Below are 14,857 nucleotides of genomic sequence, written 5' to 3'. Positions count from 1 at the left end.
CCTCTTGTCGATGGCAATTGTGGTATTTGCCGCCACAAGCTTTCCCATTGGTTACAAAAATCATCTACGTCGCAGAAAATTTGGGTGATGTCGAGGCGAGATACAATGGTAGACATAGCCGAGACCCTTATTTTTGTTAGATATTCTTAGTCTCGGTCTTTTTTTGTGCCTTTTTTACCTATCCCCCATAAATTTTAGTCATTATTTGACTTACTAATTTCTCAAATTATTACCTAGCAACCTTTTTGGGCTTTTTTATCCGTCGAACTCACGTTGATTTTAAGGAAGAAAAGAGTATGGAGAGATGTTCTCCCTAGCTTGCTTCCCCTGGCGGTTAGGTGGGCTATACCTACACTGATTAATTCAGCTTTATTCATCAAGTTATCCTCACCAAGAACGACGTGCAATCAATTAGTGTTCTCTAGAGTCCTATTTTTGAGCAATCTTAACTTCCTACAGTTAGTTCACCCGATTGGTTGATTCGCAACTCACCCGAATGGGTGATTTAATTTATCTAAATTAGGGCATTAGCTGTGTAGACAATCCCCTTCAGGAGTGCAGAGTACCGAGTGCAGAGTTAAGAAGTGAGATTATTAACTCTGCACTCAGAACTGGTTCAACACTCTGCGACTGCTAACGGAATTATTTTGCCCAATCCCCAGTCCCCTTTAACCATCCACAACTGATTTAGTAGAATCCAATTTCGGAAAGATCCCCATAGTTGATTTGCGGTTAGTAACAATGTGAGAAAGAAGCAACTCATACCGATCGAGTGCTTGTTCCAAGGAATAGTTTTCTTCAGCAAACTGTCTTCCTTTGTTGCCTAGCCTTGCTCCTAGAGCAGGATTAGTATATAAATCATGCACCGCAGCTGCCATTGCATGGGGTGATTCTGGCTCAACAATTATCCCACCACCACTGAGTTCGATCGCTCTAGCAGCACTACCAGTGCCGGGAACTGAACCCACAATTGGGCGACCACTCGCCAATAGCAACGGTATTTTTGAAGGCATATTAAACGAAATCACATTGCACTTTTGCACAATTAATCCTACATCAGATGCCGCTAGCATTTCGGGTAGTTTTTCTCGTGGCTGTAAAGGTAGCAGCAAAACATTATCTGCTCCATTTAATAGACAATATTCTTGCAACCTTTGTAATGCTCTTGATTCGCCAACGATTACAAAGACAATATCCTTAATATTACGCAAGCAAACTGCTGCTTCTATTACTGTTTCAAGACCTTGTGTTAGAGCAATATTGCCCGAATAAAGGACTACAAATTTATCATTTAGTTGATGGTTCGATATCCAAGAGTTGTTCGCTTTGGGTAAAGGCCGGATGAAATTTAAATTCACCCAATTGGGAATACAAACAATTTTATTAACAGGTACTCCCTTCTTCACTAAGTTATCGCCAAATCCATCGGCAATGACACTAATAGTATGTGCAGTCTGATATGCGAATTTCTCTAGGGCTGTAAGAGTTCGGATCATCCACTTGTTTTTCAATAGCCCGATACGTATAGCGGCTTCTGGTAGAATGTCTTGCACATTCAGAACTACTGGGCAGTTGTATAACCAGCCAAATATTGTTGCTGGCAACGTACCTAATAGAGGTGGAATTGTTAAGAGAATCACATCGGGGCGTCCACCTTTAAAGGCTTGGGGTAAGCTGGTGAAAACAAAGCTTAACTCTAGTAACAGCCGATCTACAAGGTTAGGTTTGGATTTAATTCGGAGGTAACTTCGTGCAATTGTGACGCCATTTTTTTGTTCAGTAAGGTACAACTTACCCCGATATCCATCATAAATTTCGCGCTGAGGATAGTTGGGCATTCCCGTAATCACTCGCACTTCATGACCTCGCTTAACTAATCCTTCTGCTAATTCAGTCATTAACGGGGCAATTCCAATCGGCTCTGGATGATAGTTGTAGGAATAAATCAGAATGTGCATGAGCTATTTGTGAATTACGTGAATACAGTATGAGACGATCGGATTTATTCCTTCATAGCAAGTAAAGGCTGCTACTTTTATTACTTATTTTAAGTTGTAAGATTGCTTGATTAAAATTGCGTTAAGTAAATGGTAAAAATTAAATCAAACTATGTATTTTGCAATGCAAACTTAATTAAATTGGATTGTAGTAAGCGGCTCCAGTCCTATTTTAAAAGCTAGAGCCGATTACTACAGACCTTTAATTATTCATACCGACTTACTTAAACATTGTTTATGAATTTTATTCGTGGTTTTTAAAAGAAAGTTTTTGTACTGATATAATAAAATTAAAAATCAAAACATCATTTTGTGTAAGCAGGTTAGGTTCCTATAGACATAGGCTTTAACAATTTTTGATGATTATGATAATAGTTGATCTAGTTGTTTCTAAACTTACACTTGGGGGATTGTAGCATCATATTCACGGTTGTGCATATAACCCTCATTCCGCCTTTTAAACTGGCACACGAAGTATTTTTAACCAAGTCATAAGTATTATGTTCATCCCACTCAGTTCTGAGTGCTATTAGCGATCACGGGGTATTTAGCCTGTGTTGAGTGCTGAGTAACAATCCGTACTCAGTACCTTCGTACTATGATAAAAGCCCCGCCCGAAGTCAAGCGGAATCTTTTAATGTGGAGAAAGTTAATACCCCAATGCCACTTGCTTTATGCTGGGAAATCTGTCTACCGCAGTAGCTCCCCCTTGTGGGCGGTCTCTTTCAACTCAGCACTCTTCATTAAAGGTTTGGTCGTTTACTTTCGAGGATTTCTGTTGCTTTTTGAGCAGAAAGCGGTCGGTAGAATAAAAAGCCCTGTACATCTTCACAGTTGATAGATTTCAAAAACTCCAATTCTTCTTCATTCTCTACCCCTTCAGCTGTCAACTTCAATCCTAAGCTCTGTCCCAAGCTAACTATGGCTTTGATGATATGAGCTACTTTAACATCATGCGTCAAATCTTGAATAAAAGACTTATCTATTTTCAGATTGTGCAGTGGCAAAAGTTGTAGGCGGGAAAGCGAGGAATGACCTGTACCAAAGTCATCAATGGAGATGTAAATACCCATCTGCTGGATATTCTCTAAGACCGTTCTGGTAAAATCCAAATCCTCAATAGCTGTGGTTTCGGTAATTTCTAATTCTAAAAAGCGCGGCTCCAGACCCGTTTCTGCTAAGATTTTGGCTATAGTATCCACCAATTTAGGTTGACGGAACTGCTTCAGAGAAAGATTAACAGCGATCATCATTGGTGGTAATCCTGTGTCTTGCCATGCTTTATTTTGGTTACAGGCTGTCCGTAGCACCCATTCACCAATGGGGACAATTAATCCACTTTCTTCGATCAAGGGAATAAAGACACTGGGCGCGACCAATCCCATTTCTGGGTGCTGCCAACGCAACAGAGCTTCCATACCAGTAATGTCTCCTGTAGCAATGTTCACGCGAGGCTGATAGTACAGTATAAATTCATTGCGTTCTAGGGCATAGCGCAAGCTCTTTTCTAAAGTCAGGAGTTCAGGATTTTTAGCACTCAGGGAAACGCTATAAAATTGGTAGTTATTCCGCCCTTTGTCTTTGGCGTAGTACAAAGCGGCATCTGCGTGCTGGATTAGTGTTTCGGTGTCAGGGCTATTGTTATCAAGTAACGCAATACCAAGGCTAGCGGTTACATAAAGTTCATGCCCTTGAAGATGAAAAGCATCCTCTAAGGCTTGTAATATTCTGCAAGCCACCAAAGTTACTTCTTCAATATCATTAACTCGCGGGAGTAAAATAGTGAACTCATCACCTCCCCAACGGGCTACAGTGTCTCCGCCTCTGAGTGAGTCTTTTAATCTTTGAGAGACGCTTTGTAGCAATTGGTCTCCCAGAGTGTGTCCCAAAGTATCATTAATCACCTTGAAGCGATCCAGGTCGAGAAAGATCACAGCTAAACTTTCGCCATTGCGGGTAGCGTTGGGCAGAGTTTTATTGAGCAGTTCGTTAAATAGTAGGCGATTGGGCAACCCTGTCAGCACGTCATGGAGGGCTTGATAACGAATTTTTTCTTCTACTTGCTGGCGCTGCCGTGTACTAATGATACTGGCGGCCATGGTCAAAAGGGTAGATTCTTCATGCCTAGACCAATGACGCTCAAATTTGCAGTCTGCCAAGCCAAGATAGCCCCAGAACTCATTGTCTAAGCGGAGAGGCACTAAGAGAAGGGATTTAATGCCATCTCGAATTAGGAATTCTTGCTCGGCGACAGGAAATTTTTGGGTGAGTCCGCTAATCGACTGGCCGCTAGAGAGAACTGTATACCAACGGGCTAATCCAGAAGCTTGATAAGGTTGATTCTGCCAATGGTGTTGGGTAGATTCAATAAAAGAGTGCGTCCATTCAAACCGTAAGCTGACGGCTATTTCCCCTGTAGCCGGATGAGAATGGTTCTGAAAAAGATAGGCACGATCTGCCTGGGCAGCTTCACCCAGTACAGCTAGAGCTCGATTAACACCAGTTTCATAATTCATTTCTCCTAGCAAATAATTAGCCGCTTCTGCAACTGCCTGTAGCAAGCGATCGCGCTGATGTAGTTCGGCTGTAACTTTCTTTTGCTCTGTAATATCCCTAACAATAAAAGTTCTAATTAAATCACTTTCAGGAAGGTAGAGTACGGATTGTTCAAAAACTTCTGCGCCTACTTCCACCTCCCGTACAAAAGAATTTTTTTCTAGATTGTTAACCCCACTTAGGAGTCCTGTTAAAATCGGATGTTCTATCCCAACTTTCCGAAGTTTAGGAAACTTGAGAGCTGCGGCTGGATTGAGATAAGTAACTGTTCCCTCGAAATCCATCTCAATAATCGGATTGGGAATAAGTTCAGGGAAGGATGCTAGGCGAGCTAAGGCAGATTCACTAGCTGCTTCAAAGCTGGGATCGACAGCTAAAGTTTGAAAAGGATTAGCAGGATTAGCTTGGGCGGAGAGGAAGCCAGATAAGTCTTCAACATCAAAAGATTCAGAAAATACTTTTTCGGAAATGTTGGAAATAGCGTAATATTTAGCTTGAGCTTGATTGCTACCAAAAGCAACAATATCTCCATGTCTGAGATTATGAGAATAGCATTTACTCCCATTTACAAATAAGCCATTAGTACTGCCTTTTCCCTTGTAGTTACCATCAATTATTTGAAAGCCATATTGGTCAGTCTCAGGAACAGTTACTCGTAATAAAATTGCATGTTGCATTGATACTGACCGAGAAGCCAAGACAATAGTGTTTGCGGGATGTCGCCCCAGCGAATAAGTATTTTCTCGCAAGGGGATAGTTCGCCGCCCTTGCAGGTCTTGAATAACCAACAGATGGCGTATTTTTTCCCGCTCATTTTCTAGCATGGCTGTTCCTCAAATCCTCATACCTTTATTTCTATGTCTTAATCTGAAAAATACTACTTCCCGAAGTTGAGACTTCAGGCTACACTTCTGAGAAAATTTTCTCAATAAAAATTCTCACCGTTTGCTATCCCAAAATTGGTATGAGGGTGCAAACCAGCTTTTACGTTCATAATTAACCTTCTGGAATAAGATGGCTAATTGTTCAATCAATTTTTGCGGTAGAAGTTTTAGCTGATTTCTCCATTCATACATAACTTATAAACTTTATCCCTTTGTTTATATCATTCAACCTTGTCTTTCTTAGGATACCCAGATTAAGAATTCAAAATTCACGCATTCAAAATTGTTGGCGTAGCCTCTGGTAAAGAAGAAAGCTAGCTCAGGAGACTTCAAAACAAAAAATCTTAAAGGTCTGATTTTTATTTTTTAATAGGTTAAATAGTTCTGACTCACGGAATTTTGCGAATTAGATAGAAACAATCTGATCTTTGGACAATCGCACGCCAGTTGCTTTCATGGCGGGAATCCTCTATTAGCAAAGTTTCTCGTTGAGGTGGTCAAGAGAATGACTTCTAAATTTTAAAAAGGATTATAAAGTAAACTAAAATACAGACCGTTTTCTTGTAATGTTCTGTCATTTGAATTAACAGATATTAAAGGAATACCCCAGTCAAGACGAACAGTGAAGCGATCGCCCTGTGACCAACGCAACCCCAAACCAACAGCAGCTAAAGTATTAGGATTGGGGTTGTCTCTGCTGGAACTATTCCAGCCCACACCAAAATCTACAAAGGGGACAACCTGTAAAGTGCTATTTATCTGGGGTAAACGCAGAATCGGTACTTGTACTTCCGCAGAAACAAAAGTGCCATTATCCGTTAGCAGGTAATCTTGACGGTAGCCTCGAATGTTATCCTGCCCACCTAAGCCAAATTGCTCTAAGGGCAAAAGTGTTCTGGAGGCAAGTTGTGTATTTAAACGAAGTAATAGTAAGGTTTCAGGAGCTAAAAGGCGCGCCCACTGTCCTTGCCCTTGCCAAGCAAAAAAGCGGCCATCGGGAGCCTCTTGATTAATGGTGGGATTCAACACATCGATACCTAAGCTAAATTGAGAGCGTAGGGCGATGACTTCACGGCTGTTACGAGAAGTCCATTCTTGAAAAAATCGCAACGCAGATACCCTAGTGCGTCCCTGGTTATCAGCGCCTAAACCAGGGAAAGGTATTCGCTCTATTTCGACGTAGGAGGCTTCACTTTCCCGTCGTGAGGCTGTTAACCCCAAGACGAATTCTTGCGTAGGAGTTTGAACTATGGGCTGGCGAAATGTTAGTTCGTAATAACGAGAAGACGATTGGATATCTAAAACGTTGAAAGGAGGTTCAATGACATTACTCGACGTAGTGCCATAGTTAAAGCTGAGAGTTCCGTTCTTAGGATTGACTGGTAATGTATAGCTGGCGTCAAAGGAGTTGCTACCATCGGTATTAGTGTAAGCTACACCTAAAGCATCTCCTAATCCCAATAAGTTGGCTTCATTCAATTGTAATCGGCGGCGAAAACTGCCAACACTAGGCGATCGCCCATTATCAAGAATTATTTGGCTACTAAAGGTTTTTGCCTCACTAATCTTGACTTCTAAGAGACTAGCACCTGTCCGCGATCCTGCTGAGAGTTCAGCAGTCACGTTTTGAATTAAAGGATTAAGTTGCAAAAGTTGCAGTGCCTCTAATAGACGCTGGCGATTCAGAGGCGGTGATGTCGCTATTGCTAGTCGGCTACGGACATAATTCGGATTCAACCGTCGAGTTCCAGTTACCTGGATACCCTCTAATTTACCTTCGACCACCTGAATTTTGACAACACCAGATTGGATTGTTTGGGGTGGGATATATGCACCAGAGGTAATGTAACCATTTTTGACATATAAATCAGTGATTTTAGAACGTGCTTGATATATTTCGGTCAGCGAGATTGGTCGTTTGGTAAATTCAGCAGTGGCTTTAGCTAACTCTTGGGCACTGAAGACTGTGCTACCAACAACCTCAAACCTTTCAACAACAATAGTTTGAGGAAAGTTGCCAGGAATTGGTTCCTCTGGTGTAGGAGTTGGGGCAGATGGGGGAAGTAGTTCTGCTGGTGGGGGAAGTGGCTGTGGCAAAGGTGCAGGAAGTGGCAAAGGTGTAGGTGGTTGGATATCCTGTGGTGGTGGAAGTTGTTGTTGTGACAGGATGAAATTACTAGTTGGTAATTGTGTAGTATCAACAGTCTGAGCTTTCAGTGGACTAGAATATATACTGCCGAGTAACAGAAGCATACTTAGCGGTAAGCAAGACACTATAAGGTTCTGGGGATATTTATCAATCATCACACTGGGCTATTTTTTTGTCAGTAACCATGTAATTATACGGTGACTGGTTTAGATGTGAATCTTACTTCATTGAAAGTGACGGGAAACTCCATCCCCCTGCGGGATGGAGTTTTTTATTCCATACTTTTTTGCTTAAACATTCCCATCAATTTACGTTTACGGGCGTGGGTTTGCATCAAGTTTTCTCGATAGCTTAACCAGTCAGATTTCTTTCCAGATTCCAAATATGCATTACGCGCCTTTTTCAACCATTCAACCGCGTAGTAGTAGTATTCGGCTTTACCTGCATCCATAATCTTTTCGGCACGGAGACGAGCATTAGCAATCACCCAACTAGGATTATGAGGGATAGCAGCATCCATCACTCGGTGAATTAACTCTGAATGATCAGAACTAAGTTCACTAGCGATCGCAATTGCATCATCAATTAGCCCCTCATGCAAGAATATATCCAACTTGGCTGATTCTGTTCCCCAACCACTATAAGTACGAACAATTTTCAGCAGGTCTGTTTTGACACTTTCCCAGTTTTCCCCAGCCAATTCTGCCATCTTTTGGTAGTCCACAAAGGAGGGCTTGATTTGAAAAGCCGCCTTGACTGCTAATAAAGCAGCTTCACTATTACCCAACTCACTAGCTAAATCACTTGTCCAAATTCCCAATTCGTACTGACAATTACCTGGTAAACTTAATCCACTTTGGGCTATATCTAGTGCTTGCTGTAATGCTCCCTGAATGCTGAGTGTTTTCGCTAGGGCAAAAGCCTCTTCCATTGAGTTCATCTGGGTTTGAGCCGCATCAATCGCTTCTTCTACCCTGCCTAAACGCCCCAACATGGTCAGATATTGCTGGGTTTGCCCTTCCGCTTCTGCTAAATACAGGTATTCTTGATAACGCTCTTGACGTTCGAGAATTTTCAGACGAATTAATGCCAAATCATCTGCATAATCTGGCACGTCTTCTTCCCAAGCTCCTCTTTCCGTAATATTACCTTGGAGAACTTGTAGCAATGGTGGATAATCCCAACCTTGGCGTAAAGCCTCCATAATCAGACCAAAGTCAACATTCCAATCATCTTGCCATGCTTCTAAATTGATTTGAATATCAACTTTTTCTTCTGGGGTAAGTTGGGTGCTGAGAATTGCTTCACACCAAGCACTATTTAATTCCTCGACAATTTCATCGTTTTCAGCGCCATATTCGGCAACATCATCCCAATTTTCCACACAGGTAGAGGTAATCGCTTCCAAAATAGCGATCGCATTTTCACCTTCTCCTCGTTCGCTAAAATCTACCGCAGTTTGCACCACACTCAGCAAATCTTCGCCAATGGGGTCTTCTTCATATCCTTCCTCAAAGTAGCGCACGGTATCTTTGAGAATCTGCCGTACTTGCCGCCGAAAGGGAGTCGGGTCAATAGTCCTGCGGCGCAGAGGTTTGATGTTTGTTTGGTTGTCAGCAGGATTCGTCATCCAACTTACATGACGGTCAATCGCCTCAATTAATGGTGAGTATTCTGCGACTAACTCTTGCAGCAGTCTTTGAGTTTGGATATAATCTATGCGATTTAGTAGTTCTTCTAGGGTGGGGCGCTGCTCAATATTTTCTGAGTTACGCGCACAGACAAGCATCGTCGCGACAATATGTTTGCACCACCCTTCCAAGTCGTAGGCACAGGTGCATTTTACTGAAGTTAAGCCACTGCTATCGAAACTCAGGTTGACATGATAAGGTCTAGCTTCAGTGCCGACAACATCCGCCTGAAGCAGATGACCACGTTGGATAACGGCATTGACAGCACCAGCCTCATAATATGCCTCGCCTCGCTGGAAAGATTTGGCGTTGGCATGACGGCGGATAGTAAATTCACTAATTTGGGGAATAGACATCGAGCGATCACCTGTGTAAATCCTCTGGATGAATCCTAAATCCAGCTTAGTGTTAGGCTAACGCGCTGTAAAGAAAAAAAAGTATGGGTACTCTCGATGAGGCTGCAATTTCTATTCATTAACTAGCTCAAAACTGAAATCAGCTTCATTACCCTGCAAATACTCACCTAATTTATTGTCGCTTTTCTGGGAAAACCAAACCATATAATGAAAATATCCATATTTTCGCCAGAAGTGAGTGAATCATAATTTGAGTTAGCAATACCCGAACCTGAAATCAGTGAACAGTCAACAGTAAACAGTCAGGGTAATGTAAGGTGAGGGATTTAGAGTTCAGCGATAAAACTGATAACTGATAACTGTTAAAAGGGTTGCGCTGATTGTCGGTCAAGTTGAGAATAAATAGGCGAAGCAGACGGGGAAACTAACGTGAGTCAAGGATATGATTACGATTTAGTAATTATCGGCGCTGGTGTAGGCGGACATGGCGCAGCCTTACACGCCGTAAATTGTGGTTTGAAAACAGCAATTATTGAAGCTGCTGATATGGGAGGAACCTGTGTTAATCGGGGCTGTATTCCTTCTAAAGCGCTGCTGGCGGCATCTGGGCGTGTGCGGGAGTTACGCAATGCCCACCACCTCAAGTCACTGGGAATTCAAATTGGTAGCGTAGAATTCGATCGCCAAGCGATCGCCGATCATGCTACCAATCTTGTCTCGAAAATTCAAGGCGATTTAACCAACAGCCTCAAACGTCTAGGAGTCGATATCATCCGAGGTTGGGGAAAAATCGCTGGGGCGCAAAAAGTCTCGATTTCTGGAGACGGCGGTGAAAAAACCATCACAGCCAAAGACATCATTCTTTCACCTGGTTCAATTCCTTTTGTACCTCCAGGGATTGAAGTAGACGGCAAAACTGTCTTTACCAGCGATCAAGGTGTCAAATTAGAGTCACTACCAGACTGGGTGGCAATTATTGGTAGTGGTTACATCGGCTTAGAATTTTCTGATATTTACTCAGCTTTGGGTTGTGAAATCACCTTGATTGAAGCTTTAGATCAGTTAATGCCAGGATTTGACCGCGATATTGCCAAACTTGCTGAACGGGTGCTAATTACTCCCCGCGATATTGAAACGAAAGTCGGGATATACGCCAAAAAAGTCACCCCAGGTTCACCTGTGGTAATTGAGTTAGCAGATTTCAAAACCAAAGAAGATGTAGATGTCATCGAAGTAGATGCTTGCTTGGTGGCTACTGGACGCATCCCAGCCACCAAAAATCTGGGTTTAGAGTCTGTGGGTGTGGAAGTTGATCGGCGGAATTTTATTCCAGTAGACGATCGCATGGCAGTGCTATCAGCAGGTGAAGTCGTACCACATTTGTGGGCAATTGGCGACGCTAATGGGAAGATGATGTTGGCACATGCGGCTTCTGCTCAAGGCATCATTGCGGTAGAAAACATAGTTGGGAGGGAAAGAATAGTAGACTATCGCAGCATCCCCGCAGCGGCGTTTACTCACCCAGAAGTCAGCTATGTAGGCTTAACTGAAACCGCAGCGAAGGAATTGGGACAAGCCGAAGGGTTTGAAATCGCCACAAGTAAGAGTTATTTCAAAGGAAATTCCAAAGCTTTAGCAGAAAATGAAGCCGACGGTATTGCCAAAGTGATATATCGCAAAGATACCGGAGAAGTCTTGGGCGTTCACATTTTCGGACTGCACGCCTCAGATTTAATTCATGAAGCGTCAGCCGCGATCGCCAACCGTCAATCTGTCCAAAGCTTGGCACATCTAGTTCACGCCCACCCGACACTCTCGGAAGTCTTAGACGAAGCTTATAAACGAGCGATCGCAATTTAGGGATTGGGTACTGGGTACTGGGGACTGGGGATTGGGTATTAGATATTGAAATTAAGGGAAAGACAATAGGTGACAGAGAATAATCTTTACCCTGTAACCTGTAGCCTATTTTCCAGCCCAAGTCCCAAGTCCCCAGTCCCCAATCCCAAGTCCCCAGTCCCCAATCCCAAGTCCCCAGTCCCCAATCCCAAGTCCCAAGTCCCCAGTCCCCAGTCCCCAGTCCCCAATCCCCAGTCCCCCAGTCCCCAATCATGCAAATCCGTCGTCGTTCACCTAACCCAGCTATTGATGTATCAATATTACGTTATCAGGCTGCCGTGCCTGATGCAGCGCCAAACAACATTTTGGAAGAAATTGTCTGGCAGAAAGAAATAGAATATGACCAAATGCGGGAAAGGGTTCCTTTGCAAGAATTGCTGAAACAGGTACTCACTGCACCGCCAACCCGTGATTTTGTCGCCGCTTTGCGTCAAGGTAAGACTAAACCAGCATTGATTGCCGAAGTTAAAAAAGCTTCACCTAGCAAAGGCGTTTTACGAGCAGATTTTGACCCAGTAGCGATCGCCCAATCTTATCAACAAGGTGGTGCTAGTTGTCTTTCGGTGCTAACAGATGTCAAGTTTTTTCAAGGTAGCTTTGACAATTTAGCCAAAGTTCGGGCTGCCGTAGATTTGCCCCTACTGTGCAAAGAGTTTATTATTTATGCTTACCAAATATACTTAGCGCGGGTTCAGGGTGCAGATGCTATTTTGTTGATTGCAGCTATCCTGAGCGATCAAGATTTGAAATACTTCCTGAAAATTGCTAACAACCTGAAAATGGCAGCCTTGATTGAAGTCCATAGCTTGGCAGAACTTGACCGTGTGTTAGCTTTAGATGGAGTCTCCTTGGTAGGAATCAATAATCGCAATTTGGAAGATTTCTCTGTTGATCTGCAAACTACTTGCGAACTTTTAGCTGCAAGGGGTAGCCAATTGCAGGAGAAAAATATCCTGGTTGTCAGCGAGTCAGGACTACACAACCCAGATGATTTGAATTTGGTGCTGACAGCAGGTGCATCCGCTGTACTCATTGGAGAATCTTTGGTAAAACAACCAAATCCCGGCGCTGCGATCGCCGATATATTACCGAGGAATTCCTGAAAAGTTACACCTCCCCTGCCCTAAAAGGCGCAGGCAACTGCACAAAATAGTTGGCAATTGGGCATACTATGCGTAGATACGCAGCATTTTGCCATTAAATATCATCAATATCTTTGCCAAATCTTCATTGCTAATCAAATTAAAGCCATAAACAACTAGTTATTTCTTATGTAACAATTAATTAATAAGAAACAAACTCTGACTGATAAAAAATACCAAATATGAAATCAAAATTTAACTTCATGGAGCAAATTCCTCTACCTTCACCTATTCATTACGAACTTATACTTCAACTCTTAGAAAGACAAACTATGTTAGCAGTAAATGATAATCCAGATTTACGGCATCAGGTGAATCAGCTAATTATTACTCTCCGTAAAGCTGCTGTACAGCAAAAGCGACTAGAAGAAATTTGTGAGTTTTCCTCTGTAACTATTGATCATCGTTGGTCAATCAACCATCATCACGATAACAAAGTTGTTGCCCCCGATTGAAGATTCTTTGTGAAGTTATCCTAGCTATCATCAGAAAGGTTCTCTGTGTATTGAAGGAGTCAGTACTTACAAGTTACAACGCACTTACTAGATAAACGCTATAGCTTTTGACAATTTATACAAAAATAATATTAATGCTGTAGAAAATAATTTTCATCTTGAGAATATTTTAGCTCTGAAAAAGTTGATCTTGATTTAAAGAAAACTGTAGATAAGTTAAAATATTGATGAGATTCTCTCTCGAATTTGACGAAAGATGAAATATAACAGCATTGATGAACTCTTCAGAAATAATCAGGCTTGGGTTGCCGAGAAACTAGCTATAGACCCAACTTACTTTGAAGAATTATCTACTGGACAAACACCACCTTTTCTATACATTGGGTGTTCTGATAGTCGTCTGGCATTAACAAGCTTTACCCGTACAGAACCAGGAGAGTTATTTGTACATCGTAATATTGCCAATCAAGTTTCTCTAACAGATATAAACTTTTTAGCTGTTTTAGAATACGCAATTTTACATCTGAAAGTGGAACACGTGATCGTTTGTGGTCACTATGATTGTGGAGGAATTAAAGCTGCTTTAGAAGGAAGAACCATCGGAATTCTTGATAACTGGGTAAATCCGATTCGGGAACTGTATTTAGAGAAACAAGAAGAAATTGATGCCTTGCCAACAAGAGAAGAACGTCTGAATCGTTTGGCGGAAATCAATGTTGTGGCACAAGTGAAAAATCTTTACCAAACTTCCATCATGCGTCAGGTACTCCATCAGCGAAAAGCGCCTATGGTTCACGGCTGGGTACTAGATATACGTACTGGATTAATCAAAGATTTGAACGTATCAACTGTACAATGGCAATTGCACATCTGCCCCTTGCTTCTAGAGTTCAGACTGTATGCGATGTTAAAGAATGAGAGCTAATTCAGCATTTACCGCCACAAAAAAGCCTAAACTTGAAACTTGATAAATACTATTTTTACAACTTTTATTTAGATATTATATTTTATTGGGTAGTAACCAATATTCAATTAACTCTTGTGGGGTGGGCGATACGCCATAGGTGTCAACTTAAGCTGGAAATAGCTTATCTGTTGGCTTCCATGCCCGCCCGGAAATAAATTTTCGGGCTAATAGCTTAAGTCTACTTCAGTAGACTGAAGATTTTTGTCAATATTTAGTCATCTGAAGATGACTTTAGCTATGAGACGGGAATTTCAATTCCCGGCGGATGAGCGGTTTCACGTTAAGTTGACACCAATGGCAAGATGCCCACCCCACAATATTGGATAATTTATTTCTTGGAGTTCCCTTAACTGAATCGTATTGAATTATAAAATAGTTAATCTCATAACCTTATTTATAGAGGCAATTTATGAATTGCCTCTACACCAACATTGTTCAGAATTAGTAACGCCAATATTGGTACACTCAACCTATCTTTTACAAAGAATTATTTTTTAGCAATTATCCACACTGCATGAATAATCCCAGGAATGTAACCAAAAAGCGTCAAAAGTATGTTAATCCAAAAATCGATACCAAAACCTACTTGTAAAAAAACTCCCAAAGGCGGCAGGAAAATGGCACACAGAATCCGAACTAAATCCATTTAAACCTCCTGTTCATCTCACAAAAAACAGCTTGGTGGCAAAGTAATTTACTACTTTTCAAGCATACTTGTACCTCTCAAAGATAACATTCTCTCTGTTAATCTAGGTCTTACT

The 14,857-nt window shown here is 41.8% G+C and carries 9 protein-coding genes and 1 pseudogene; 4 read left to right on the top strand and 6 right to left on the bottom strand.

Annotation, left to right across the window (positions count from 1 at the left end):
* From V7L31_RS32625 to V7L31_RS14550, 5 genes and pseudogenes are all read right to left on the bottom strand, one after another.
* Nucleotides 1–116, bottom strand: a pseudogene (locus tag V7L31_RS32625) (IS982 family transposase); the annotation flags it as partial.
* A 552-nt stretch (nucleotides 117–668) separates the two neighbouring features.
* The gene (locus V7L31_RS14565) at nucleotides 669–1,958 is read right to left on the bottom strand and encodes a glycosyltransferase family 4 protein (protein WP_334696884.1); all 1,290 of its coding nucleotides are present in this window, start codon (nucleotides 1,956–1,958) and stop codon (nucleotides 669–671) included.
* Nucleotides 1,959–2,740: 782 nt separating this feature from the next.
* The gene (locus tag V7L31_RS14560) at nucleotides 2,741–5,377 is read right to left on the bottom strand and encodes an EAL domain-containing protein (RefSeq protein ID WP_334696883.1); all 2,637 of its coding nucleotides are present in this window, start codon (nucleotides 5,375–5,377) and stop codon (nucleotides 2,741–2,743) included.
* Between the two features lie 579 nt (nucleotides 5,378–5,956).
* Nucleotides 5,957–7,741: a ShlB/FhaC/HecB family hemolysin secretion/activation protein gene (locus V7L31_RS14555; RefSeq protein WP_334696885.1), complete on the bottom strand. Its 1,785-nt coding sequence runs from the start codon at nucleotides 7,739–7,741 to the stop codon at nucleotides 5,957–5,959.
* A gap of 116 nt (nucleotides 7,742–7,857) precedes the next feature.
* A complete protein-coding gene (locus V7L31_RS14550) occupies nucleotides 7,858–9,633 on the bottom strand; it encodes an SWIM zinc finger family protein (protein WP_334696882.1) in 1,776 nt (591 codons plus the stop codon).
* A gap of 429 nt (nucleotides 9,634–10,062) precedes the next feature.
* On the opposite strand from V7L31_RS14550, the gene lpdA reads away from it, so the two are divergent.
* The 4 genes from lpdA to V7L31_RS14530 all read left to right on the top strand — a co-directional run bounded on the left by lpdA (nucleotide 10,063) and on the right by V7L31_RS14530 (nucleotide 14,054).
* Nucleotides 10,063–11,493, top strand: coding sequence for a dihydrolipoyl dehydrogenase (lpdA, locus tag V7L31_RS14545; protein WP_334696881.1), 1,431 nt, complete (start codon nucleotides 10,063–10,065; stop codon nucleotides 11,491–11,493).
* A 251-nt stretch (nucleotides 11,494–11,744) separates the two neighbouring features.
* A complete protein-coding gene (gene trpC, locus V7L31_RS14540; protein WP_334696880.1) occupies nucleotides 11,745–12,635 on the top strand; it encodes an indole-3-glycerol phosphate synthase TrpC in 891 nt (296 codons plus the stop codon).
* Nucleotides 12,636–12,877: 242 nt separating this feature from the next.
* Nucleotides 12,878–13,129: a DUF5340 domain-containing protein gene (locus V7L31_RS14535; RefSeq protein ID WP_179069134.1), complete on the top strand. Its 252-nt coding sequence runs from the start codon at nucleotides 12,878–12,880 to the stop codon at nucleotides 13,127–13,129.
* Between the two features lie 256 nt (nucleotides 13,130–13,385).
* A complete protein-coding gene (locus tag V7L31_RS14530) occupies nucleotides 13,386–14,054 on the top strand; it encodes a carbonic anhydrase (RefSeq protein ID WP_334696879.1) in 669 nt (222 codons plus the stop codon).
* A 529-nt stretch (nucleotides 14,055–14,583) separates the two neighbouring features.
* On the opposite strand, the gene V7L31_RS14525 is transcribed toward V7L31_RS14530, so the two are convergent.
* A complete protein-coding gene (locus V7L31_RS14525) occupies nucleotides 14,584–14,742 on the bottom strand; it encodes a YqaE/Pmp3 family membrane protein (RefSeq protein WP_179065728.1) in 159 nt (52 codons plus the stop codon).
* Nucleotides 14,743–14,857: the final 115 nt, after the last annotated feature.

It is taken from the genome of Nostoc sp. (assembly GCF_036916655.1).
Taxonomy (GTDB): Bacteria; Cyanobacteriota; Cyanobacteriia; order Cyanobacteriales; family Nostocaceae; genus Nostoc.
This window is presented reverse-complemented; position numbering and strand designations above follow the sequence as displayed.

Coding starts and splice junctions, on each gene's coding strand:
- V7L31_RS14565 (WP_334696884.1), bottom strand. CDS start 1,958: ATGCACATTCTGATTTATTCCTACAACTATCATCCAGAGCCGATTGGA.
- V7L31_RS14560 (WP_334696883.1), bottom strand. CDS start 5,377: ATGCTAGAAAATGAGCGGGAAAAAATACGCCATCTGTTGGTTATTCAA.
- V7L31_RS14555 (WP_334696885.1), bottom strand. CDS start 7,741: ATGATTGATAAATATCCCCAGAACCTTATAGTGTCTTGCTTACCGCTA.
- V7L31_RS14550 (WP_334696882.1), bottom strand. CDS start 9,633: ATGTCTATTCCCCAAATTAGTGAATTTACTATCCGCCGTCATGCCAAC.
- trpC (WP_334696880.1), top strand. CDS start 11,745: ATGCAAATCCGTCGTCGTTCACCTAACCCAGCTATTGATGTATCAATA.
- V7L31_RS14535 (WP_179069134.1), top strand. CDS start 12,878: ATGGAGCAAATTCCTCTACCTTCACCTATTCATTACGAACTTATACTT.
- V7L31_RS14530 (WP_334696879.1), top strand. CDS start 13,386: ATGAAATATAACAGCATTGATGAACTCTTCAGAAATAATCAGGCTTGG.
- V7L31_RS14525 (WP_179065728.1), bottom strand. CDS start 14,742: ATGGATTTAGTTCGGATTCTGTGTGCCATTTTCCTGCCGCCTTTGGGA.